Source organism: Hymenobacter tenuis, from assembly GCF_054780495.1.
The window spans coordinates 347,321-366,175 of record NZ_BAAGWF010000004.1 but is presented as its reverse complement, the minus strand read 5'-3'; the positions used below and the strand labels follow the sequence as shown (position 1 = coordinate 366,175).

Annotated in this window: 22 protein-coding genes; 9 read left to right on the top strand and 13 right to left on the bottom strand. The window is 57.1% G+C overall.

Annotated elements, in window-relative coordinates:
* Nucleotides 1-92: 92 nt before the first annotated feature.
* The 11 genes from rimO to ACYVGU_RS14930 form a co-directional block, all read right to left on the bottom strand.
* Nucleotides 93-1,406, bottom strand: coding sequence for a MiaB/RimO family radical SAM methylthiotransferase (rimO, locus tag ACYVGU_RS14980; protein WP_460622722.1), 1,314 nt, complete (start codon nt 1,404-1,406; stop codon nt 93-95).
* Between the two features lie 182 nt (nt 1,407-1,588).
* On the bottom strand, nt 1,589-1,825 hold the full coding sequence (locus ACYVGU_RS14975) for a hypothetical protein (protein ID WP_460622721.1): 237 nt from the start codon (nt 1,823-1,825) through the stop codon (nt 1,589-1,591).
* 30 nt (nt 1,826-1,855) lie between these two features.
* Nucleotides 1,856-2,047, bottom strand: coding sequence for a hypothetical protein (locus ACYVGU_RS14970; RefSeq protein WP_460622720.1), 192 nt, complete (start codon nt 2,045-2,047; stop codon nt 1,856-1,858).
* 31 nt (nt 2,048-2,078) lie between these two features.
* Complete coding sequence (locus ACYVGU_RS14965; RefSeq protein WP_460622719.1) at nt 2,079-2,579, bottom strand: hypothetical protein; 501 nt, start codon at nt 2,577-2,579, stop codon at nt 2,079-2,081.
* A gap of 116 nt (nt 2,580-2,695) precedes the next feature.
* Nucleotides 2,696-3,673: a signal recognition particle-docking protein FtsY gene (gene ftsY / locus ACYVGU_RS14960; RefSeq protein WP_460613432.1), complete on the bottom strand. Its 978-nt coding sequence runs from the start codon at nt 3,671-3,673 to the stop codon at nt 2,696-2,698.
* Nucleotides 3,674-3,866: 193 nt separating this feature from the next.
* On the bottom strand, nt 3,867-4,028 hold the full coding sequence (locus ACYVGU_RS14955) for a DUF4295 domain-containing protein (protein WP_460613431.1): 162 nt from the start codon (nt 4,026-4,028) through the stop codon (nt 3,867-3,869).
* Nucleotides 4,029-4,035: 7 nt separating this feature from the next.
* Nucleotides 4,036-4,218, bottom strand: coding sequence for a 50S ribosomal protein L33 (gene rpmG, locus ACYVGU_RS14950; RefSeq protein WP_044510387.1), 183 nt, complete (start codon nt 4,216-4,218; stop codon nt 4,036-4,038).
* Nucleotides 4,219-4,440: 222 nt separating this feature from the next.
* Nucleotides 4,441-5,235, bottom strand: a complete 795-nt coding sequence (locus ACYVGU_RS14945; protein WP_460622718.1) for a DUF5602 domain-containing protein — start codon at nt 5,233-5,235, stop codon at nt 4,441-4,443.
* Between the two features lie 367 nt (nt 5,236-5,602).
* A complete protein-coding gene (locus tag ACYVGU_RS14940) occupies nt 5,603-7,243 on the bottom strand; it encodes an aminopeptidase P family protein (protein ID WP_460622717.1) in 1,641 nt (546 codons plus the stop codon).
* Between the two features lie 234 nt (nt 7,244-7,477).
* The gene (gene rpmB, locus ACYVGU_RS14935) at nt 7,478-7,717 is read right to left on the bottom strand and encodes a 50S ribosomal protein L28 (protein WP_110976335.1); all 240 of its coding nucleotides are present in this window, start codon (nt 7,715-7,717) and stop codon (nt 7,478-7,480) included.
* A gap of 95 nt (nt 7,718-7,812) precedes the next feature.
* Nucleotides 7,813-7,998, bottom strand: coding sequence for a DUF5522 domain-containing protein (locus tag ACYVGU_RS14930; RefSeq protein WP_460613428.1), 186 nt, complete (start codon nt 7,996-7,998; stop codon nt 7,813-7,815).
* 130 nt (nt 7,999-8,128) lie between these two features.
* Between ACYVGU_RS14930 and ACYVGU_RS14925 the strand changes: the two genes are divergently transcribed.
* Nucleotides 8,129-8,605 (top strand): hypothetical protein, encoded by a 477-nt coding sequence (locus ACYVGU_RS14925; RefSeq protein WP_460622716.1) that lies wholly within the window; start codon nt 8,129-8,131, stop codon nt 8,603-8,605.
* Between the two features lie 266 nt (nt 8,606-8,871).
* Entirely contained in the window at nt 8,872-10,131 is a 1,260-nt protein-coding gene (rocD, locus tag ACYVGU_RS14920; protein ID WP_460613426.1) for an ornithine aminotransferase, read from the top strand.
* A 170-nt stretch (nt 10,132-10,301) separates the two neighbouring features.
* Here the strand turns inward: rocD and ACYVGU_RS14915 are convergent, their stop codons facing one another.
* The gene (locus ACYVGU_RS14915; protein ID WP_460622715.1) at nt 10,302-11,483 is read right to left on the bottom strand and encodes a glycosyltransferase family 87 protein; all 1,182 of its coding nucleotides are present in this window, start codon (nt 11,481-11,483) and stop codon (nt 10,302-10,304) included.
* Nucleotides 11,484-11,698: 215 nt separating this feature from the next.
* On the opposite strand from ACYVGU_RS14915, the gene ACYVGU_RS14910 reads away from it, so the two are divergent.
* The 4 genes from ACYVGU_RS14910 to ACYVGU_RS14895 all read left to right on the top strand — a co-directional run bounded on the left by ACYVGU_RS14910 (nt 11,699) and on the right by ACYVGU_RS14895 (nt 14,297).
* Complete coding sequence (locus ACYVGU_RS14910; protein ID WP_460622714.1) at nt 11,699-11,920, top strand: hypothetical protein; 222 nt, start codon at nt 11,699-11,701, stop codon at nt 11,918-11,920.
* Nucleotides 11,921-12,055: 135 nt separating this feature from the next.
* Entirely contained in the window at nt 12,056-12,598 is a 543-nt protein-coding gene (locus ACYVGU_RS14905; RefSeq protein ID WP_460622713.1) for a hypothetical protein, read from the top strand.
* 89 nt (nt 12,599-12,687) lie between these two features.
* The gene (hemB, locus tag ACYVGU_RS14900; RefSeq protein ID WP_460622712.1) at nt 12,688-13,680 is read left to right on the top strand and encodes a porphobilinogen synthase; all 993 of its coding nucleotides are present in this window, start codon (nt 12,688-12,690) and stop codon (nt 13,678-13,680) included.
* Nucleotides 13,681-13,784: 104 nt separating this feature from the next.
* Nucleotides 13,785-14,297, top strand: a complete 513-nt coding sequence (locus tag ACYVGU_RS14895) for a GNAT family N-acetyltransferase (protein ID WP_460622711.1) — start codon at nt 13,785-13,787, stop codon at nt 14,295-14,297.
* 19 nt (nt 14,298-14,316) lie between these two features.
* Here ACYVGU_RS14895 and ACYVGU_RS14890 read toward each other — a convergent pair whose 3' ends face one another.
* Complete coding sequence (locus ACYVGU_RS14890) at nt 14,317-15,675, bottom strand: APC family permease (protein WP_460622710.1); 1,359 nt, start codon at nt 15,673-15,675, stop codon at nt 14,317-14,319.
* 97 nt (nt 15,676-15,772) lie between these two features.
* Here ACYVGU_RS14890 and ACYVGU_RS14885 point away from each other — a divergent pair, with 97 nt between their 5' ends.
* From ACYVGU_RS14885 to ACYVGU_RS14875, 3 genes are all read left to right on the top strand, one after another.
* Nucleotides 15,773-16,732: a cation diffusion facilitator family transporter gene (locus ACYVGU_RS14885; protein WP_460622709.1), complete on the top strand. Its 960-nt coding sequence runs from the start codon at nt 15,773-15,775 to the stop codon at nt 16,730-16,732.
* Between the two features lie 114 nt (nt 16,733-16,846).
* A complete protein-coding gene (locus ACYVGU_RS14880) occupies nt 16,847-18,049 on the top strand; it encodes an amine oxidase (RefSeq protein ID WP_460622708.1) in 1,203 nt (400 codons plus the stop codon).
* 4 nt (nt 18,050-18,053) lie between these two features.
* The gene (locus tag ACYVGU_RS14875; RefSeq protein WP_460622707.1) at nt 18,054-18,776 is read left to right on the top strand and encodes a phospholipase D-like domain-containing protein; all 723 of its coding nucleotides are present in this window, start codon (nt 18,054-18,056) and stop codon (nt 18,774-18,776) included.
* Nucleotides 18,777-18,855 lie beyond the last annotated feature (79 nt).

The window sequence follows — 18,855 nt, the reverse complement described above, 5'->3', positions numbered from 1 at the left end:
CTCATCGGGCACCTAGCGCACACAAATAAAATTGGCTGCCAGCAGAAATTCATTCCACTGACAGCCAATTACTAATACACCTTACTTTACCGCTATACTAGCTTGCCGTACAGGTCAAAGTCCGAAGCTTCGGTAATCTGCACCTGGGCAAAGTCGCCGAGGCGGACATAGGTGTCTTTGGTGGCGGGCACCAGCACTTCATTGTCTACTTCGGGCGAGTCGAACTGGGTACGGCCCACAAAGTAGCCGCTTTCCTTGCGGTCGAAGAGCACTTTGTACGTCTGGCCTACTTTCTCCTCGTTCAGCTCCATCGAAATGCCTTGCTGCAACTCCATAATCTGGTCGGCACGGTCCTGCTTTACCTCAGCCGGCACATCGTCGGGCAGGGTGAAGGAGTGGGTGTTGTCTTCGTGCGAGTAGGTGAAGATGCCCAGGCGGTCGAAGCGCGTTTCCTCCACAAAGTTGTAAAGGTCTTCGAAGTCTTGCTGGGTTTCGCCGGGGTGGCCGGCAATAAGCGTGGTACGCAGGGCAATGTTGGGCACGCGCTGCCGAATGGTATCTACCAGCTCCACCGTGCGGCGCTTACTGATGCCGCGGCGCATGGTTTTCAACATGTTATCAGAAATATGCTGCAGAGGCATATCCAGGTACTTGCAGATGTTTTCCCGTTCGTTCATCACGTCCAGGGCATCCATCGGAAACTGCGAGGGGTAGGCATATTGCAACCGAATCCAGTCGATGCCGGGCACGTCGGAGAGGTGGCGCATCAGGTCGGCCAGCTTCCGCTCGCCGTAGTGTTGCAGGCCATAGTAGGTCAAGTCCTGCGCAATCAGAATCAGCTCCTTGGTACCCAAAGAAGCCAAACGAGTGGCTTCTTTTACCAGGTCCTCGATAGGACGATCCTGGTGTTTGCCGCGCATCAGGGGAATGGCGCAGAACGAGCAAGGGCGGTTGCAGCCCTCCGCAATTTTGAAGTAGGCGTAGTGCGACGGGGTAGTGAGCAGCCGCTCGCCAATCAGCTCGTGCTTGTAGTCGGCCTCCAGCGTCTTCATCAGCTGCGGTAGCTCCAAGGTGCCGAAGTAAGCATCTACCTGCGGAATTTCCTGCTCCAAGTCATCTTTGTAACGCTGAGATAGGCAGCCGGTTACGTACAGCTTATCCAGCTTACCCGCCATCTTTTCATCGGCGTAGCGCAGAATAGTGTCGATGCTTTCCTGCTTGGCGTTATCAATGAAACCGCAAGTATTGATGATGACGATGTTGGCGTCGCTCTTGTCGGCTTCGTGCGTTACATCAAACTGATTGGCACGGAGCTGGCCCATCAGCACTTCTGAGTCGACGAGGTTTTTGGAACACCCGAGGGTGATGACGTTCACTTTATTGGCCTGCTGGCTTCTAACTTTCATGCTGCGTATGTTGGCGGGCGGCCGGGCAATTTCTTCTGAGTGAGAAAGTTGCCCGCTACGGCTCGCGGCGAATTTTGGACCGCAAAGGTACGAACTCGGCAACGCCTTTTCCTAAGGTGAACGTTCCAAAGGCTGAACTGATGGGCTCGACAAACACTAGCGCCTCCGACCTCGCCAACCCGCTACAACCCACGCCCGCCCGTCAGGGCACTGTACACGCCCGGCACGGTTCGCCGCAACAGGGCACCTAGTACTACCGCTATCAGCACAATCAGCAAGGGCAGTACGAGGTATACAGCTAGGTTTTGGCCCGGCCAGAGGCACAAAGCCGCTTCCGTGGCGTAGTTTACCAGCGGCACGTGCAGGCCGTAAATCATAAATGAGAAGCCCGTAAGCCACACAAACCACCGTTGGCGCATAGCCACGCGTACCAGCCCATCGGCCCCAAACTACATGAGCACCACGCCCAACGCCTCCGCCGATTTGTGCAGCAAAAGCATCGGGATAAAGGGCGGCTGCTCGAAATGAAAGGCCATCCAGGTTTTGATGGCCAACAGCCCTAGCCACACGGCTAGCAGCAAGCCGGCCTTAAACCACCGCGGAGGAGTCAGGACATCCGTCTCACGTTTGCGCAATAGCACACCCAGCGCAAAAAACACCAAGCCGGTTCCCTCAAAAAAAAGGAGGTATTCCGAACCCCATTAGCCACATCAGCCCAGCAATTCCAAAATACACTTTCGGTGCCCGTTCCAGGGCCCGGCGCATCCAGGGGTAGGCCAGGTTATACACCAGCAAACTGCGCAAAAACCACAGCTGAAACGGCACCTGAATCAGGAGCCACCGCAGCAGCAGCGTGCGCACGCGGCGCTTCACCCGGACTTTGTGGGGTGCGCTGCCATCATGGTGGGCAAACAAGTAGCCGGAAATGGCAAACAGAATTGGGATGCGGAAGCGCAACAGTCCATTGGCCAGGAAGTACTGCAGCCATGTACCCGCTGATAAGGGCTCATCAACGGGCGTCCAGGGCTGCAGGTAGCGGGAGTGCAGGTTGTAGGCGTGCACGTACACCAGCAGCACCATGGCTACTAACGACCAAAACCGTAGTTTCTGACTCATAAACGCATTGAGTGGCACAGGCGGTGCTGGCGCAGCCAGGGTAGTAGTAGCTTGCATACTCTTAGGATGCCAGCGGGCCAAAAAGCGTTGTCTGCTAGGTACCCAAAAATCACACATCCTCCTGCACCCTAAGGTTCAGGAGGATGTGGAAGCTAGTCTGTTGCGATGCGCAGTTACTTCTTAAACAGCGAGTTTACGAAGGTAGCGCGGTCGAAAAGCTGTAAGTCAGTCATTTTCTCACCCACGCCAATGTAGCGCACGGGCACCTGTAGCTGGTCGCTGATACCGATAACCACGCCGCCTTTTGCAGTGCCGTCGAGCTTGGTGATGGCCAGGGCCGATACTTCGGTGGCTTTAGTAAATTCCTTGGCTTGCAGGAAGGCGTTCTGGCCAGTACTGCCATCGAGAACCAGCAATACTTCATGCGGCGCATCCGGAATCACCTTCTGCATCACGCGCTTGATCTTGCTCAGCTCGTTCATCAGGTTCACCTTGTTGTGCAGACGGCCGGCAGTGTCAATAATCACGACATCGGCGCCCATTTCTACGCCCTTCTGCACAGCATCGTAGGCTACGGAAGCGGGGTCGGTGTTCATGCCGTGCGAAATTACCGGTACGCCCACGCGCTGTCCCCAGATGATGAGCTGGTCTACAGCCGCGGCCCGGAAGGTATCGGCGGCGCCGAGTACTACTTTTTTACCGGCTGAGTGGAAGCGGTGCGCCAGTTTTCCGATGGTAGTAGTTTTTCCTACCCCGTTCACACCCACTACCATAATCACGAAGGGCTGGCCGGTATTATCGGGCCGGTCGAGGATGGCGCGGGAGCCGGTTGCGCCACTGTTGCGGTCTAGCAGGTCTATTATTTCCTCGCGCAAGATGCGGTCCAGCTCCGAGGTGCTCACGTATTTATCGCGGGCCACACGCTTCTCAATGCGGTCAATCACCTTCACGGTGGTATCAATGCCCACATCAGCATGCACCAATAGTGTTTCCAGGTCGTCGAGCACGGCTTCATCGACGGTACTTTTGCCGACTACTGCTTTGCTGAGCTGATCAAAGAAGTTGGTTTTGGTTTTCTGCAACCCCTCATCAAGGGCTTGCTGCTGCTCCTTGCTTTCCTTATCCTTCTTGAAAAAATCGAAAAGTCCCATACTGGGTTTTAGAGTCTTAGGGTCTTGGGGACTGGATGAGAAGAGCCGCTATGTATTTGCAAAAAGAGCCTGCATGGGTGGCGCCTGAAACCTCAGACCCCAAGATCTAAAGCTCGCTAGCCCCCAACACGCAAAAAAGTCCCACGCAGGCGGGACTTCTTCACTTCGGTAGGAATGCCACAGAGGCGCCGACTTACTTAACGCCGGAGGAAATGTACTCCTGCACTTTGTCAACGGGCACCATCTCTTCGCGGAAGGTGTAAGCGCCGGTTTTCTCCGATTTCACAGCACGGATGACTTTTGCCCAGTCCTTGCCGCCAGCGGTTTTCAGGGTTGCTACTACTTTCTTAGCCATTGCTCAGTTACTTGATTTCCTTGTGAACGGTCATCTTCTTGAGCACGGAGTTGAACTTCTTCAGCTCAATGCGCTCAGGAGTGTTCTTACGGTTCTTGGTGGTGATGTAGCGCGAGGTGCCCGGCTGCCCCGAGTTCTTATGCTCAGTGCATTCAAGGATTACCTGCACCCGGTTGCCTTTCTTAGCCATCTCGACGGGGGTTTTTTGGTATTAAGGACTGCAAAGGTACAACCCTTTTTGGAATTGCCAAACAGTCAATGACATTCCCAATAAAACTGTGCTTTACCGGCCAATTATTATCCATAGCGCCCGGTACTACCTTCCGTACTAGCCCTTGGCTAGGCCCAAACCCAGCCCCGACAGTGCAGGACCGGGCTTTACGCTTTACCCACATGGCGGGCCTAGCAGGACTCAGCGCAATACCATATTGTGCAGCTTAACGGTGTATTCCTTAGCCGCAGCATCGTAGCCGATCGTGTATTTTGTAGGATAGTAGAGGCCAGTTTGGGCTACGGCTTGCGGCTGGGGCAAGTCGAAGGTTTCGGTGGTTTTGCTTTGCAGATAGGCTAGCGTTATCATCGGCTCAATGAACGTGACGTTACCATTATAAGAGCCGTAGATAAGGGTTTGGGTGAACTGCTCGCCATGAAACTCATGACCCGCTGGGTTTATCCAGTGTTTGCCCATCATGGGTACTACCCCCGGGCCGGCCACATACCCGGTGGGTATGTACTTGCTTTCGGGCGCAATTTCTCCTTTGGGGTCGTTAGGCGCAATTTGCATGCGCTCATTCATCGGCATGGTATAGAAGTGCACGTCGAAGTGGGGCGAGTCGTATATCTGAGCGGGGTCGTGGCCGTGGGGGTTCCAGTCGAAGGAAACGTGGTTGAAAGGAATCTTGGCGGCGGTAGCCGGCAGCGGCAGCATATACCAGGCGGGCGGATTGGTATCGGTGGTGGGCAGCCCGGTCAGGCCGGCCTCGGTTATGCGCATGCCTACCTCAGTAGGCGCGCCATCAGGTGAGGTAGTGATAAAGCTCCGGGCCGAGCCGTTCCCGATGGTTACCGTATCCCCATACGTAGTGGTGGGGTCGGGCTGGTTGTCGTCATCATCGTTGCAAGCACTAAGCGAGAGGCTGCTCAGTAGGAGCATAGCCAGCCCAGCCCGCACCCAGTGGCGCGGTTGGAAAGCAGGAAGAACATGCATTGTTACCAGGAAAACAGAGATGAGGGGATAGAAAATCTCCGAGCAGTCAGGCTCCGGGCTGCGTCTGCTACTTCCAGCCCTCTCGGTACTATGAGCAGCTGCCTCATACGTACCAGCACCCCACCAGCTACTCCGGCCGATAGCGTTAGTGCAAATGATTATTGACTAAATCTAATATAATAAACATTCATCTCCAACATCTTAATGAATGCTATCTGCTTAGGTAGGTAGCGAAAACCTGTTTTGCGGGCAAACAGCAAAGCATCTTTCCGCCCAGCGCTTCAGTTACTCTGGTAACCTAGCAACAGGGCAGAAAGATGTTGTGTGCCGTGTGGCGACGCCGGCTAGCGCAGTCACCTGCGCCGGGCTAGTTCAGCTGAGGCAGCTTAAAATCGTCGAGGGCGCTGGGTTTGGCCATCATGCTTTCTATTTCGGCAACGGTGCGCGGGGCTTCCCGCGAGAGGTTTTCGTAGCCCTGGGCCGTAATCAGTACATCATCCTCAATGCGCACACCGATGTTCCACCACTTTTTGTCGCAGGGACTGCCTTCCGGGATATAAATTCCGGGCTCCACCGTGATGACGGTGCCCGCCTGCAGCGGTTTGTAGCTACCCCGGTCGTGCACATCAAGGCCCAAATAGTGGCTAGTACCGTGCGGAAAGTACATGCGCGCCTCCTCAGGCTTTTTTATGATACCGAGCTTTAACAGCCCATCAGCCACCACCTTTTGGGCGGCTTTGTTGGGCGCCTGAAACTCATTGCCGGGCTTGCAAGCCGCAAAACCCGCTTCCTGAGCTGCCAATACTAACTCATAGATCTGCCGTTGGGCTGGGGTGAATTTGCCGGAGGGCGGAATGGTGCGGGTTACGTCGGCGGTGTAGCCGTGGTATTCAGCGCCGCAGTCCATTAGCAGCAGGTCATTATTCACCTGCGGCTTGTCGTTTTGGGTGTAGTGCAGAATGCAGGCGTTGTTGCCAGCCCCTACTATGCTAGGGTAGCCCTCAAACTCGGCGCCATATTTTTTGTACACGTACTCGTGCAAGCCTTGCAGTTCCATCTCGCCCATTTCAGGACGGGTCGCTTTCATCACCTCTTGTTGCCCCACGGCACTGATGCGCACGGCCCGGCGGAGCAGCGCCAGCTCTTCGGGCGTTTTTATTTCCCGCAACTGGTCTAGGGCGTCATCGAGGGCAGTAGTATTGAAGCGACTGGTGGGCTTGCCGGCCACGGCCTTTTGCCGCTCCGCATCAGTTTTGGCTGCCAGATAAGTCTGAATGTAGGTGTCCTGCGCCGCGCTGGCATTCGTCTTGGCGGTTTCCTGCAGGAAGGTGCGCAGCCGGTCAGCGCCACTCAGGCCGTATTGCTGAATCATTTGGTGGGCCTGCGCCACGGACGGGTCCATGTCAGGCGGTAAGGCAGCTTGCTGCCGGAACGTGGCTACTAGGTCATATAAGTCCGCGGGGTTGCGGGCATCGTTGCGCACATCGGCTGGGAGCGGTAGGTAGGCAACTTCCGCAAAATCGGCCCACTTGATACCGGCCGCGGCAAACTCTTTGTTGTCGGCCACAAACTGCACCTGCAACTGCTGCTTGGTGCCTTCGGTGCCCAAGCGGCGACCGGTCCACTGCTCGGCGCGTGCGTCGCGGGGCTGCACAAACAGTGCTTCCGTTACGCCAGCCTGGCCTTTAATAGTCTGTGGCTCTTTAAACAGAACCAGCACTGCCTCCGGTTCATCGTAGCCGGTGAGGTAGTAAAAGTCGGGGTTCTGATGATAGGTAAAGTCCACATCATTGGCCCGGTTTCGAACAGGAGCCGCGAACAGTACTGCCACCGAGCGGGCCGGCAACGCTTGCCGGAGCAGCTCGCGCCGCTGCTTATGGAAAGAGGGCGACAAGAAGTCGGCGGGCCGGTCGGGACCGGCTGCCCGCTGGGCCTGCGCGTCGGGGGTGGCAGTCAGCAATCCGGCCAGCAGTAGCAGTCGGGCAGAGTTCAGCAGAAGTGGGGTCATAGCACAGGCAAGGACAGCAACCCGCCCACAACGTTGCCGCTGAAAGCAGAGCTAGGCCTCAACTTGCGAAAAAAGCCGGACGGAACCTACTGCCAGCGGCGGGCAACACAGAAACAGCGCGAAGCTTCCACAATGCGCAGCGCCGAAAAGCTCCGTATCGGAACCTTACCAAACCCTGCACGTCGCGGAAGCTTCGCGCTGAAACTCACTTTGTTTCTGAAAAGAAACGAAGTACTAGTAAACGATGAAGCCCTGCTCTTTCGCCTTCTTCAATACCGACATGATGCCGTTCTTGTTGATAGTACGGATAGTGCTGGCGGCAACTTTCAACGTAACCCAGGCGTCTTGCTCAGGAATGTAGAAACGCTTCTTCTGCAGGTTCGGGTAGAACTTGCGCTTGGTTTTGTTGTTGGCGTGCGAAACGTTGTTGCCTACGCGGGTACGCTTGCCGGTCAGATCACAAACTCGGGCCATGATATCAGGAGCTTAAGGTTTCAATGCTAGAAAAAGGGACGCAAATATCGGTATTTGTTCGAGCAAATCAAATCCAACACCTGAAAAATAGCAGGTTAGCCATTTTCAGGGGCCCTAGGGGCCTTCTTTTTATTCCGGGCGGCCTGCCAGGGGCAATGGCGGCAACCATTTCCGCAGCAACTGCCCCGCCGCAAGTGGTACTGCTCAGTGAATACCATATACCCTTCCGGCGTGAAGTAGTAGTCACCGGGCTGGAGCGGTTGCGGAGCAGATTGGGCCACAGAGCGAGCAGTAGATGAAGCCGCAAGTTACACTCTGGCGCCGGAGCTACGGCCAACGAAAACCCGGGACGCCCTTTATTTGTATATCTCTATTCAGGGCTATTTGCACGGCACTGCTACTTCCCCGCGTATGCGCTTTCTCTTCTGTTTTCTTGTAGCCTGGTTGCCGGTGAGCACTGCCTGGGCCCAGCCGACCGATAATGCGGGCATTCTGCAGTTGGTGCGGCAGCTGGCCCGATTGGGTGAACCGGTGCCGGCCTTGCCACTGAAGGAAGCCCGCCGCACGTTGCCGCAGGTTAGGCAGCGCTTTCAGCAGGGGTTGCCGGCGGGTACTAGGCTCTATGTGACGGCAAAGGTGCTGAACGAAGTCGCTACCCCCGAGCCGGTACTGATATTGGTAGACACGTGGCAGCAAGGCCTCATCAGTGGCCGAATTGTGCGCCTGGCTGCTGCCAATAGCCGCAGCACCAGCGCCGTAGCGCCAGTTGAGTTAGATGAAACGGTAGTACTGGATTGGACCGTAATCCGGCCTCAGGGCGCAGAAGAAGGTAACTACCTCGGTAAGTTTTTGGACTTAGAAGAGCGCTTGGCAACGCTGGAAGACTAGGGTGCCCAATAGCCTAAACCGCAACTGCTCCTGCTGCTCCTGCCTGTACTACCTTACCTCTGACGCGCTGCGCACTTGTTCTGCGGGCTTTGGCCTAGGCAGAGCTACGGTGTGCATGTAGCTGGTTTCCAGGCAATTTTTATCAACCCTACCACTTGTAGCCAGCTACGCCATGGTGGAGCTCAGCTCCGGCCGGGCTTAACCGGGCTCTAACCTTTTTGCGTACTTTTGACTTGCTGAATCTTCCACTGCAACCATCCCACCCTATGGAAACCACCCACTCTGCTACCTCCACTACTATACACGGCCGCAGCCAGGAGCTGATGGCACTGGAAGACCACTACGGCGCCCACAATTACCATCCGCTACCCGTGGTGCTGAGCCGGGGCGAAGGTGTGCATCTGTGGGACGTAGATGGCAAGCATTACTATGATTTTCTATCGGCATATTCGGCTGTAAACCAAGGCCATTGCCACCCCCGCATCATTGGGGCGCTTACGGAGCAGGCCCAAAAGCTTACGCTTACTTCCCGCGCGTTTTTTAACGACCAACTCGGTCCGGCTGAAAAACAGATCTGTGAGCTGTTTAACTACGACAAGGCCCTGCTCATGAACTCGGGTGCCGAGGCCGTAGAAACGGCCCTGAAACTGGCTCGCAAGTGGGGTTATCAGGAGAAAGGCATTGCCCCGAACCAAGCCGTGATTGTGGTAGCGGAGCACAACTTCCACGGCCGCACCACCGGCATCATCTCCTTCAGCACCGACCCCGATTCAACCGGCGGCTTTGGCCCCTATACCCCTGGCTACCAGGTAGTACCTTACGATGACCTGGCGGCCTTAGAGGAAGCCGTGAAGAACCCGCACGTATGCGGCTTTTTGGTAGAGCCCATTCAGGGTGAAGCCGGCGTGATGGTGCCTTCAGAAGGCTACTTGGCCCATGCGGCTGCCATCTGCAAAGCCCACAACGTGCTGTTTATTGCCGATGAAATTCAGACGGGCTTGGGCCGCACCGGCGAGCTGCTGGCTGTGTGCTACGAAGGCGTACACGCCGACATCCTGATTTTGGGCAAGGCCTTGAGCGGCGGTGTGTTACCCGTTTCGGCGGTACTCTCGCGCAACGAAATCATGCTTACCATTCAGCCCGGCCAGCACGGCTCCACGTTCGGGGGCAACCCGCTGGCCTCGGTAGTACTGCGCGCCGCGCTGGATGTACTCATTGATGAAAAGCTGACGGCTAATGCCCGGGCCCTGGGCGAGGTATTCCGGGAGCGGATGCGCCGCGTGCAGCAGCAGCGCCCTGAGGTGGTGGAGCTGGTGCGCGGTAAAGGCCTGCTCAATGCCGTAGTAATTAAGCCGCACGCCGATGGCCGTACCGCCTGGGACGTGTGCGTGACCCTAATGGAGCGTGGCGTGCTGGCCAAGCCTACTCACGGCGACATTATTCGGTTTGCTCCGCCGCTGGTTATCACGGAAGAGCAGCTCCATGAGGCTTGTGACATCATCGAGGACGTAATTCGGGAGTTTTAACCGCTAGTTAGGGTAGCAGAGAGCAACTTTTCACTACCCCTGCTTCGCCGTTAAACCGCTTGCGAGCTCCTATTTGCTAGGCTCACCTTAACCACCAACTCCCTGCACCTGCCCGGACGCCGAAGCTTCTGGACTGGTGCAGGGAGTTGGTTTTTGTGAGCAGTTTGGAGTTAGGCAATGGCTAGTGATTGCTCGGCGGCAACACTCTGCTCAGCTTCCCGCAGGCGCTGGCGCCAGGCCGGATACCGCAGCAACTGCCCCTGAATAACCAGCCAGGCCACAATCATGGGTACGGCTTTGAGCTTGTACACATCGAAGTAGGCGTGGCGGATGGAAGGCGGCACTAAGTCGGTCGCAGAGAGGGTAGTGAAGACGAATACAAACGCAAACAGCGCCCAGTGCCAGCGCAGGCTGCGGTGGTAGCAGATAAACCAGAACATAAAGCCAGCGGTGGCAATAATGAACGTCGGCGACTCGGCCATTTGGTTGAAAATCACTACAAAAATCAGAATAGAAGCCACGTACAGCCGCCGGTAATCCGTTTCCTGCCAATGCCGCCAGTACACCAGTGGCAGCAGCAGCAGCGCCATGCCGATGCCTTGTACCAGGCCTTTGGCTTCGCGTGCTACGCCAAACCAGGCTTCGAGCACGCCCATCAGGGAAAGCTGAATACCCGTAGCTGACTCACGCACGATATTGTACCAACCGGTGTAAATCATCTGAAACTCGGGCCACGACACCACCAGCAGCGGCGAAAACGCGAGCAGCAGCATCCAGGCAGCAATCCAGAATCCGTTGCGGATAAAGCCTGGGTAGAACAGGAAAATCAGCCCGATGCCGATGCCATACACCTTGATAAGCGCGGCCAGCGCCACGCACAGCGCGGCCCAGCGGTTATTGCCTTTCTCTAAGTTGATGTACGTCCAGAGCATGAGGCCCACGAGCAGGCAGTTGGCCTGGCTGTTGTGCAGGGCAGTCATCATATCCACCACTACCAGCAGCAGAAACCAGATCTGGCGCCGCTGATCGGGGAAAAGGCGCCGGCCAGCCGTGTAGAGCACCGCGTTGTTCAGCGCATTCCAGCTAAGCAAGCCCAGCCAGTTGGGCATATAAGCAAACAGGCCCATGAACAGGGCGAAGGTGGGGCTGTATTTGTAGGTATCGTAGTAGTACTCGGGGTACTCTAGGTACAAGTTTTTTCCTTCCAGCAGGTTGAAGAACGGCTTTACAAAAATCAGATAATTGTTATAAGTTCCCTTGAGGTAATGCTGAAAACTGACGATAATCGTCAGGACCACATAGAGAATCAAGACAAAGCGCGGGTGAACCAGAAACTTCAGGCGGCTATTCATGCACGATAGGTAAAACGGAGCTGTTTAGGTCAAAGGTACAAGGATCGGGGGAGGCTTCACTAGCCCTTGGTGCACTCGTAACCGTTGAGTTCCGAAGCCACCGGCCGATAAAACGGCCTAACTGGCGGGGCCCAGTGCCCGCTTGGCCGAGGAAGTCAGCGGCCGTTTGTGCGGCGCTGTAGCTTTGTTGTATTATTCCTTTAGCCCTGACTGTTATGCGTGCTCGTTTTGTTTTCGTGTTGTTGTGTGGTGCCGGAGCCGCTTTTTCTAGCTGCCAAATTAGCCGAAACGTGTTGCAGGGCCCTTCCTCCTTCGGAAAGACGTTCTCCGCTTCCGATACCGCCACCACCGTCATTATGATGCACGACTCGCAGGGCCCACAGGCTACCCGTGTTACGCTCACCACGGCTGAAGCCGCCTCGTTCCGACAGCAGTAAGCCCTTCGCTCTTTTCTGGTTTTCACACACCGTGCTGGCGCGGCTGTACCTGAAGTGGTGCAGCCGCGCTTTGCGTTGCGCTCAGAGTTACTAGGGTGGGTTTACGGGTAAAGTGGTTTGTCTCTACCTTGGGGCATGCAAACCATATTTTTCCGGCGCCACGGGTGGGCGTTTGTGTTGCTTTTGCTCACCAGCTGCCGTAGCGAGCAGGTTGCCTTTCGCTTCTCGCCGACACCTTCGGCACATTCGGCTTCGTCGGTACCTAGTGCGCCGCGCGTCGCTGCATTGGCTGGCACCCCGGTAGCTTCCGCGGCCTCTGTTGCACCGGTCCTAACGGCCCCAGCTGTTTCTGCACCGCGCAAACTAAAACGTACTAGGCCCCGGACAGCCTCAAACCCCTGGCGCCGGCTGGCAGTAGCCACGCCGCGGCCATTTCTGCGGCCCCAAGCTGAAGTAGCCGCGCGACCTGCTGCTCCCCAGGCGGGCCGCGACACGTTTCACTTGGTGCTCGGGTTTGCCCTAGTGGCGGCTGGGGTGGTGGCGGGGTTGCTGCTGGGCGGCTGGCTGGGCTTGGGTGTAGGCGCCTTGGTAGTGATTCTGGGCTATTATTTTGTGATACTCGGGCTTGGGGGTAAGCACGCCTGGCTGGAAATCTTCCAAGAGTTCTTCAATATGTAGGGCGCTGCGGACCAGTGGTAGTTGCCAATTGGCGCAACCTTACCTTTGTCTGTCCTGTTCTACCTCGTCTCATTAACTGAAAGCAACTCATGCCTATTCTACCTACGCATCGTCCGCGCCGCAACCGTAAGTCTCAGGTTATCCGCGACATGGTGCAGGAAACCCGCCTCACTACCCACGATTTTATATACCCCGTGTTTCTGATTGAAGGTCAGAACCAGATGCTGGAAGTCAAGTCCATGCCGGGTATTCACCGCTTCTCTGCCGACCGCCTGATCGACGAAATCGGGCGCTGCGTGGAGCTGGGCATCAACAGCTTCGCTCCATTCCCGAGCATCAATGATGCGCTCAAAGACCGCTTGGCGCGCGAATCGGCGAACCCGGAAGGCCTGTACCTCAAAACCGTAGCCGACATCAAGCGCCAATTTCCGGAGGTAGTCCTGATGACTGATGTGGCCATGGACCCGTACTCTTCTGACGGCCACGATGGGGTAGTAGATGCCGAGTCGGGCGAGATTTTGAACGATGCGACGCTGGAGGTGCTCGGCCAGATGGCGCTGGCACAAGCCCGCGCCGGCGCCGATATCATCGGACCCAGCGACATGATGGACGGCCGCGTGGCCTGGATTCGGGACGTGCTCGACCGCAACGCGTTTTCGCACGTGAGCATCATGAGCTACACGGCCAAATACGCGTCGGCGTTCTACGGCCCCTTCCGCGATGCGCTGGACTCGGCACCCAAGAAAGGCGACAAGAAAAGCTACCAGATGAACCCCGCCAACCGCCGCGAAGCCCTCCGTGAGTTGGCCCTCGATGAGCAGGAAGGTGCCGATATGGTAATGATTAAGCCTGCCCTAAGCTACCTCGATGTGATTCGGGAAGTGCGCGACAACACCCAGCTGCCCGTGACGGCCTACAACGTATCGGGGGAATACGCCATGGTGAAAGCCGCCGCCCAACATGGCTGGCTCGATGGCGAAAAAACCATGATGGAAGTGCTTACCAGCATCAAGCGCGCCGGCGCCGATGCCATCCTGACCTACTTCGCTAAAGAAGCCGCCGAAGTGCTGCGCCGCGGCTAATGGCCTCTCCTGAAGGTAAAAAGCGGAATGAGCTTAGGCCCGTTCCGCTTTTTTGTGCTTTTCGTAGCCGATATTCGTTGCGCCGCTCCCCATATTCTCATCCTATGCCTGCTTCTCTGCGCCTTGCTACTACCTCCGATATACCCGCCATCCTAGCCATTGTGCGCCGGGTTGTGCCTTTAATGCAGGCTAGCGGCAACCAGCAGTGGAGCGACGATTACCCAAATGAGGGCGTTTTTACTCAGGATATTGCGAAGGGCCAGTTGTGGGTAGCGGAGCTGGAAGGGAAAGTAGCCGCCATGGCCGCCCTCACCAACAACGACCAGGACCCCGAATACGCCCAAGCCGATTGGGACCCCTCGGAGCCGGCCCTTGTTACGCATCGGCTGGCCGTAGACCCGGCGGCGCATGGGCACGGTTTGGCAGTGGCCTTGCTGCACCAAGCCGAAACCCTAGCTCAATCCTTCGGCCTGAAAGCACTGCGGGTTGATACCAACTCGGAAAACGCAGCAACCCAGAAGCTCTTTCCCCAGCTGGGCTACCGCTACGCCGGCGAAATCACGCTGGCTTTCCGGCCCGGCCTGCGGTTCTTCTGCTACGAGAAACGGTTAGACTAGGTCACTAGCCCGGCCCAAGCTACCGCTCAAACGGCCAGCGGCTTTGGCTGCGGCTCCACAGCAGAAAGGCAACTACCCCGGCGGCCGTTACGCCCAGCGCCGAAAGGATAAGAGTAGGGCCGGTGCTATACAGGATGAACAACCACACGGCAATGGCCAGCACCACGGGCAACGGGTAGAGCGGCATACGGAAGGGAAGCCCCGCCGTGCCCCGGCGACGCCGAAGTAGTACTAAGCCCACTGCCTGCCCCACAAACTGAATGAGAATGCGCATGGCCAGAATAGCGCTAATCACCTCTCCTAGCCGAAACAGCAAACTAAACACAAAGCCTACGCCGCCCAAGATTAGGAGCGACACATGCGGGAACTGCTTGGTGGGATGCAGCCGGCCAAAAATGGGCAGAAACTCGCCATCGGCAGCGGCGGCGTACGGAATGCGCGAGTAGCCCAGCAGCACGGCAAACAGGGAGGCAAAGGCCACCCACAACACCAGCGCGGTAGCCGCTTTGGCCGCTACTGCCCCGTAGAGGCGCTCCACAAACGTGCTCACAATAAACTCCGACTGACTAGCCTCCTGCCAGGGGATAACCGTGCCCACACTCCAGTTCAGCAGCAAGTACAACGCCGCAATGCCCAAAATGCTCAGAAATATGCTGCGCGGAATCAGCTTATGCGGCTCTTTCACCTCGCCGCCCAGGTGGCACACGTTGTAGTAGCCCAGGTAGCTATAGATGGTCTTAACGGCGGCTTGGCCCATAGCGGCTGAAATCAGGATGCCAGGCAGCGCCGACACTCCCTCCGTTGGCAGCCACGCCACAGCATGTGTGGAGTGGGTGATGCCGCCAAAAATTAGCCACGCCATCAGGGCCAGCACGCCTACCCAGAGCATGACTCCTAGGCGCCCAATTTCCTCAATCCTCCGGTACAGCAGCGCAATCAGGAGCAGCACCACTACCCCCGACACCAGCTTAGGCTGCCACCACTCTGTGAGCGGCACGAGGTAGCCGAAGTATTGCGCAAACCCGATGGCGCCGGAAGCTACCACCAGTGGGGCCTGCACCAGCGTCTGCCACACGTACAGAAACGACATTAGGCGGCCCCATTTCCGCTCACCGTAGGCTAGCTTCAGAAAGCGGTAAGAGCCGCCTGCCTCGGGGTACGCCGCGCCTAGCTCACTCCAGATAAGGCCATCTACTAGGCTTAGGCCGGCCCCTACCAGCCAGGCCAGCAAGAAGTACGGTCCCATAAAGCCCATCACCAGCGGCAGCGTCACGAACGGCCCGATGCCCACCATGTCAATCATGTTGAGGGCGGTGGCCTGCAGCAGCCCAAGCCGCCGGCGCAACGGAGCAGTAGTTTCGGTAGAGGTTGGCGTCATAGGGGCGTAAAAGTCGGATAACGGCAGATTGTTCAGCCCGCCGTTCCAACCCCACCTTGGCGGGGCCCGTACCACGGGTGCACAAACTATCTATTGTATGGCGGGAAGCTCTTCTAAAATTGCTATTTACGGGGCCATCGGAGCCAATATAGCCATTGCCATCAGCAAGTTTGTAGCTGCCTTCTTCACTGGCAGCTCGGCTATGCTCTCGGAGGGCATTCACTCCCTCGTAGACAGCGGCAATGGCATGCTTATCCTGTTTGGAGTAAAACAGGCCGAGAAGCCGGCCGATGACCGTCACCCGTTTGGTCGCAGCAAGGAACTGTACTTCTGGTCGTTGATTGTGGCCATTCTGGTGTTCTCGGTGGGCGGCGGCATGTCGTTTTACGAAGGCATCAAGCACATTCAGCACCCCGCCCCCATCACTGACCCTACCTGGAACTACTGGGTACTAGGCCTGTCGTTGGTGTTTGAGGGCATTTCGTTTTTTCTAGCATTCCGGGAGTTTAACAAAAGCCGCGGCGAGGCCGGCTTCTGGGCTACACTGGGCCGCAGCAAAGACCCCTCCGTATTTTCTATTCTGATGGAGGACTTGGCGGCCCTGCTGGGGCTAGTACTTGCGCTGGCCGGAGTTTACTTCGGGCACCTGCTCAAGAATCCTTACCTCGATGGAGCAGCTTCCCTCTGCATTGGCGTGTTGCTGGTAGCGGTGGCCATCTTCCTGATTTACAAAACCAAAGGCTTGCTGGTAGGCGAAGGGGTAGACGACGAAACCATTTCTTCGCTTGAGGTAATAGCCGTAAGTCAGCGGAGTGTGGAGCAGGTGCGCCGCCCCCTGACCATGTACATGGGCCCGCAGGATGTAGTGTTGGCACTGGATGTCGAATTTCACGACCACCTTTCGGCCGTGGAGGTAGAACAGGCCGTGGACCAGTTACAGGACGCCATCCGGGCCAAGCATCCGGAGTTTAAGCGCATTTTTGTGGAGGCCAAGGCGCTTACTAGCAAAGAGCGGGGTACTAAGTCGCCCACCAACCAGGTTTCTCCCCAAATTTAACCTCGGTGCTGAACCGTATCCAACCTACGCGGCAGTTTTAAGGTAAACAGAGCGCTAACCAGGCTTATAGAGGAGCGTGGCTAGCGCCTTTTTGATCCATAACCCCAGGCAAGTATGGCTACTTTATCTACCCACACCAATCCGTTTCAGTCGTTCTGGATGGCCGGTTTTGAGTGTACCGACCAGCTGAATGCATTTGGCAATCGAGTTGATTTTCTGACCCTAACTGGGCACCTAGAGCTGCTCGACGAGGATTATCAGGCCATTCAATCGTTTGGCATGAGCACAGTGCGCGAGGGAATTCGGTGGAGCCAAGTGGAGCGACAGCCCTATCAGTATGACTGGAGCACGGTGCAGGTGCTACTAGATGCAGGCGCCCGAAATAACGTACAGCAGATCTGGGACTTATGTCACTTCGGCTACCCCGACGACCTGACGCCGCTGCACCCCATGTTTGCCCGGCGCTTCGCGCACCTTTGCCGCGCCTTCGTGGACTTCTACCGCAGCCAACGCCCCGATGATGTGCTTATCGTGACGCCTATTAATGAGGTGAGCTTTATGAGCTGGCTAGGAGGCGATGTGCGCGGAACCTCGCCCTATTGCGTGGGCCAGGGCTGGGAAGTGAAGCGGGGCCTGATGCGCGCTTACATTGAAGGGGTAGCCGCCCTGCAAGAAGCCGACCCCGGTATCCGCATCCTGACCACGGAGCCGCTCATTAACATTGTGCCAAGGCACGGAGCGCGGCCCGCTGAGGCTCGGAGGGCTCGGGAGTTTGATACCAACCAGTTTCAGAGCGTGGATATGCTAGCGGGCCGACTGTGCCCGGAGCTGGGCGGCCGGCCGGAATATCTGGATTTGCTAGGGTTCAATTACTACTACGATAACCAGTGGCAGCAGGACCCGCACCAAACCCTGCCGTGGATGAATGAACACAACGACCCACGCTGGCGCCCGCTTAGCCACCTACTCAACAAAGCCTACCGCCGCTACGGCCGGCCAGTAGTACTAACCGAAACCAGCCACCCCGGCGAAGACCGGCCGCTGTGGCTACGCATGATTGCCCACGAGGCCGTGCGTACGCTGCAGGCCGGCGTGCCTTTACTAGGTATCTGTCTGTACCCCATCATCGACCGGCCCGACTGGGACCACCTGACGCCGTGGCACCGCGCCGGCCTCTGGGACGCCGACACTTCACAGCCAAATCCGGGCCTGACCCGCGTGCTGGACATACCTTCTGCCGATGCACTTCTGGAGGCCCAGCAGGTTACGCAGGAAGTGTTGCCGGCACCCGTGGAGCTGCTCACCTCCACGTATTAGGCATATGAGCAGTCCCCTTTCTGCCTCATCTGAGCTGCTATTTCAGTTCCGGCAGGCCTTCGCCGATGTAAATCTTTCTCCTACTGAGGCCCAGCAGCTCCGGCAGCAGCTTGTGGAGTTTGCCGGCCAGGGCGGAGACGTGGCTCGTCTTCGGCACGAGTTGTTTGAGCTGGCGAAGGGGCGGTTTAATACGTTCAAAGACAAAGCCGTGGTAGAATGGCTGGAAGCGGCCAGCGCTCTGCTACCCGAGCAATCGGCCCCAACCCCAGCTACCCACAGTCAGCAGGCGCAAGTGTATTTTAGTCCGGGGCCTGATTGCGTGGCGGCTATCCGGGAGTTTATCAGTGAGGCCCGCCATACGCTGGATGTGTGCGTGTTTACGGTGGCCGATGACCGGCTGACGGAAGTACTGCTACAGGCGCACCGCCGCGGGGTGCGCCTACGCCTGCTCACCGACAACGACAAACTCTTTGACCGGGGCTCCGATGTGCGCGAACTGCATGCAGCCGGCGTAGCCGTGCGCACCGATTGTACCGACAACCACATGCACCACAAGTTTGCCATTGCCGACCAGCGTACTGTACTCACGGGCAGCTACAACTGGACCCGCTCAGCCGCTGAGTATAACCTGGAAAACCTGATAATCACGCCTGACCCGGCCATTGTAAAGCGCTACGCCGCAGAGTTCGAGAAACTGTGGGCGCAGATGAAAGTGCTGGAAATCTGAGCACATTACTAGGCCCTGGCATTTGCTCAACCCATAAACCACTGCCCCGGCCCGGACTTTCCTTTGAAAGGAAAGTCCG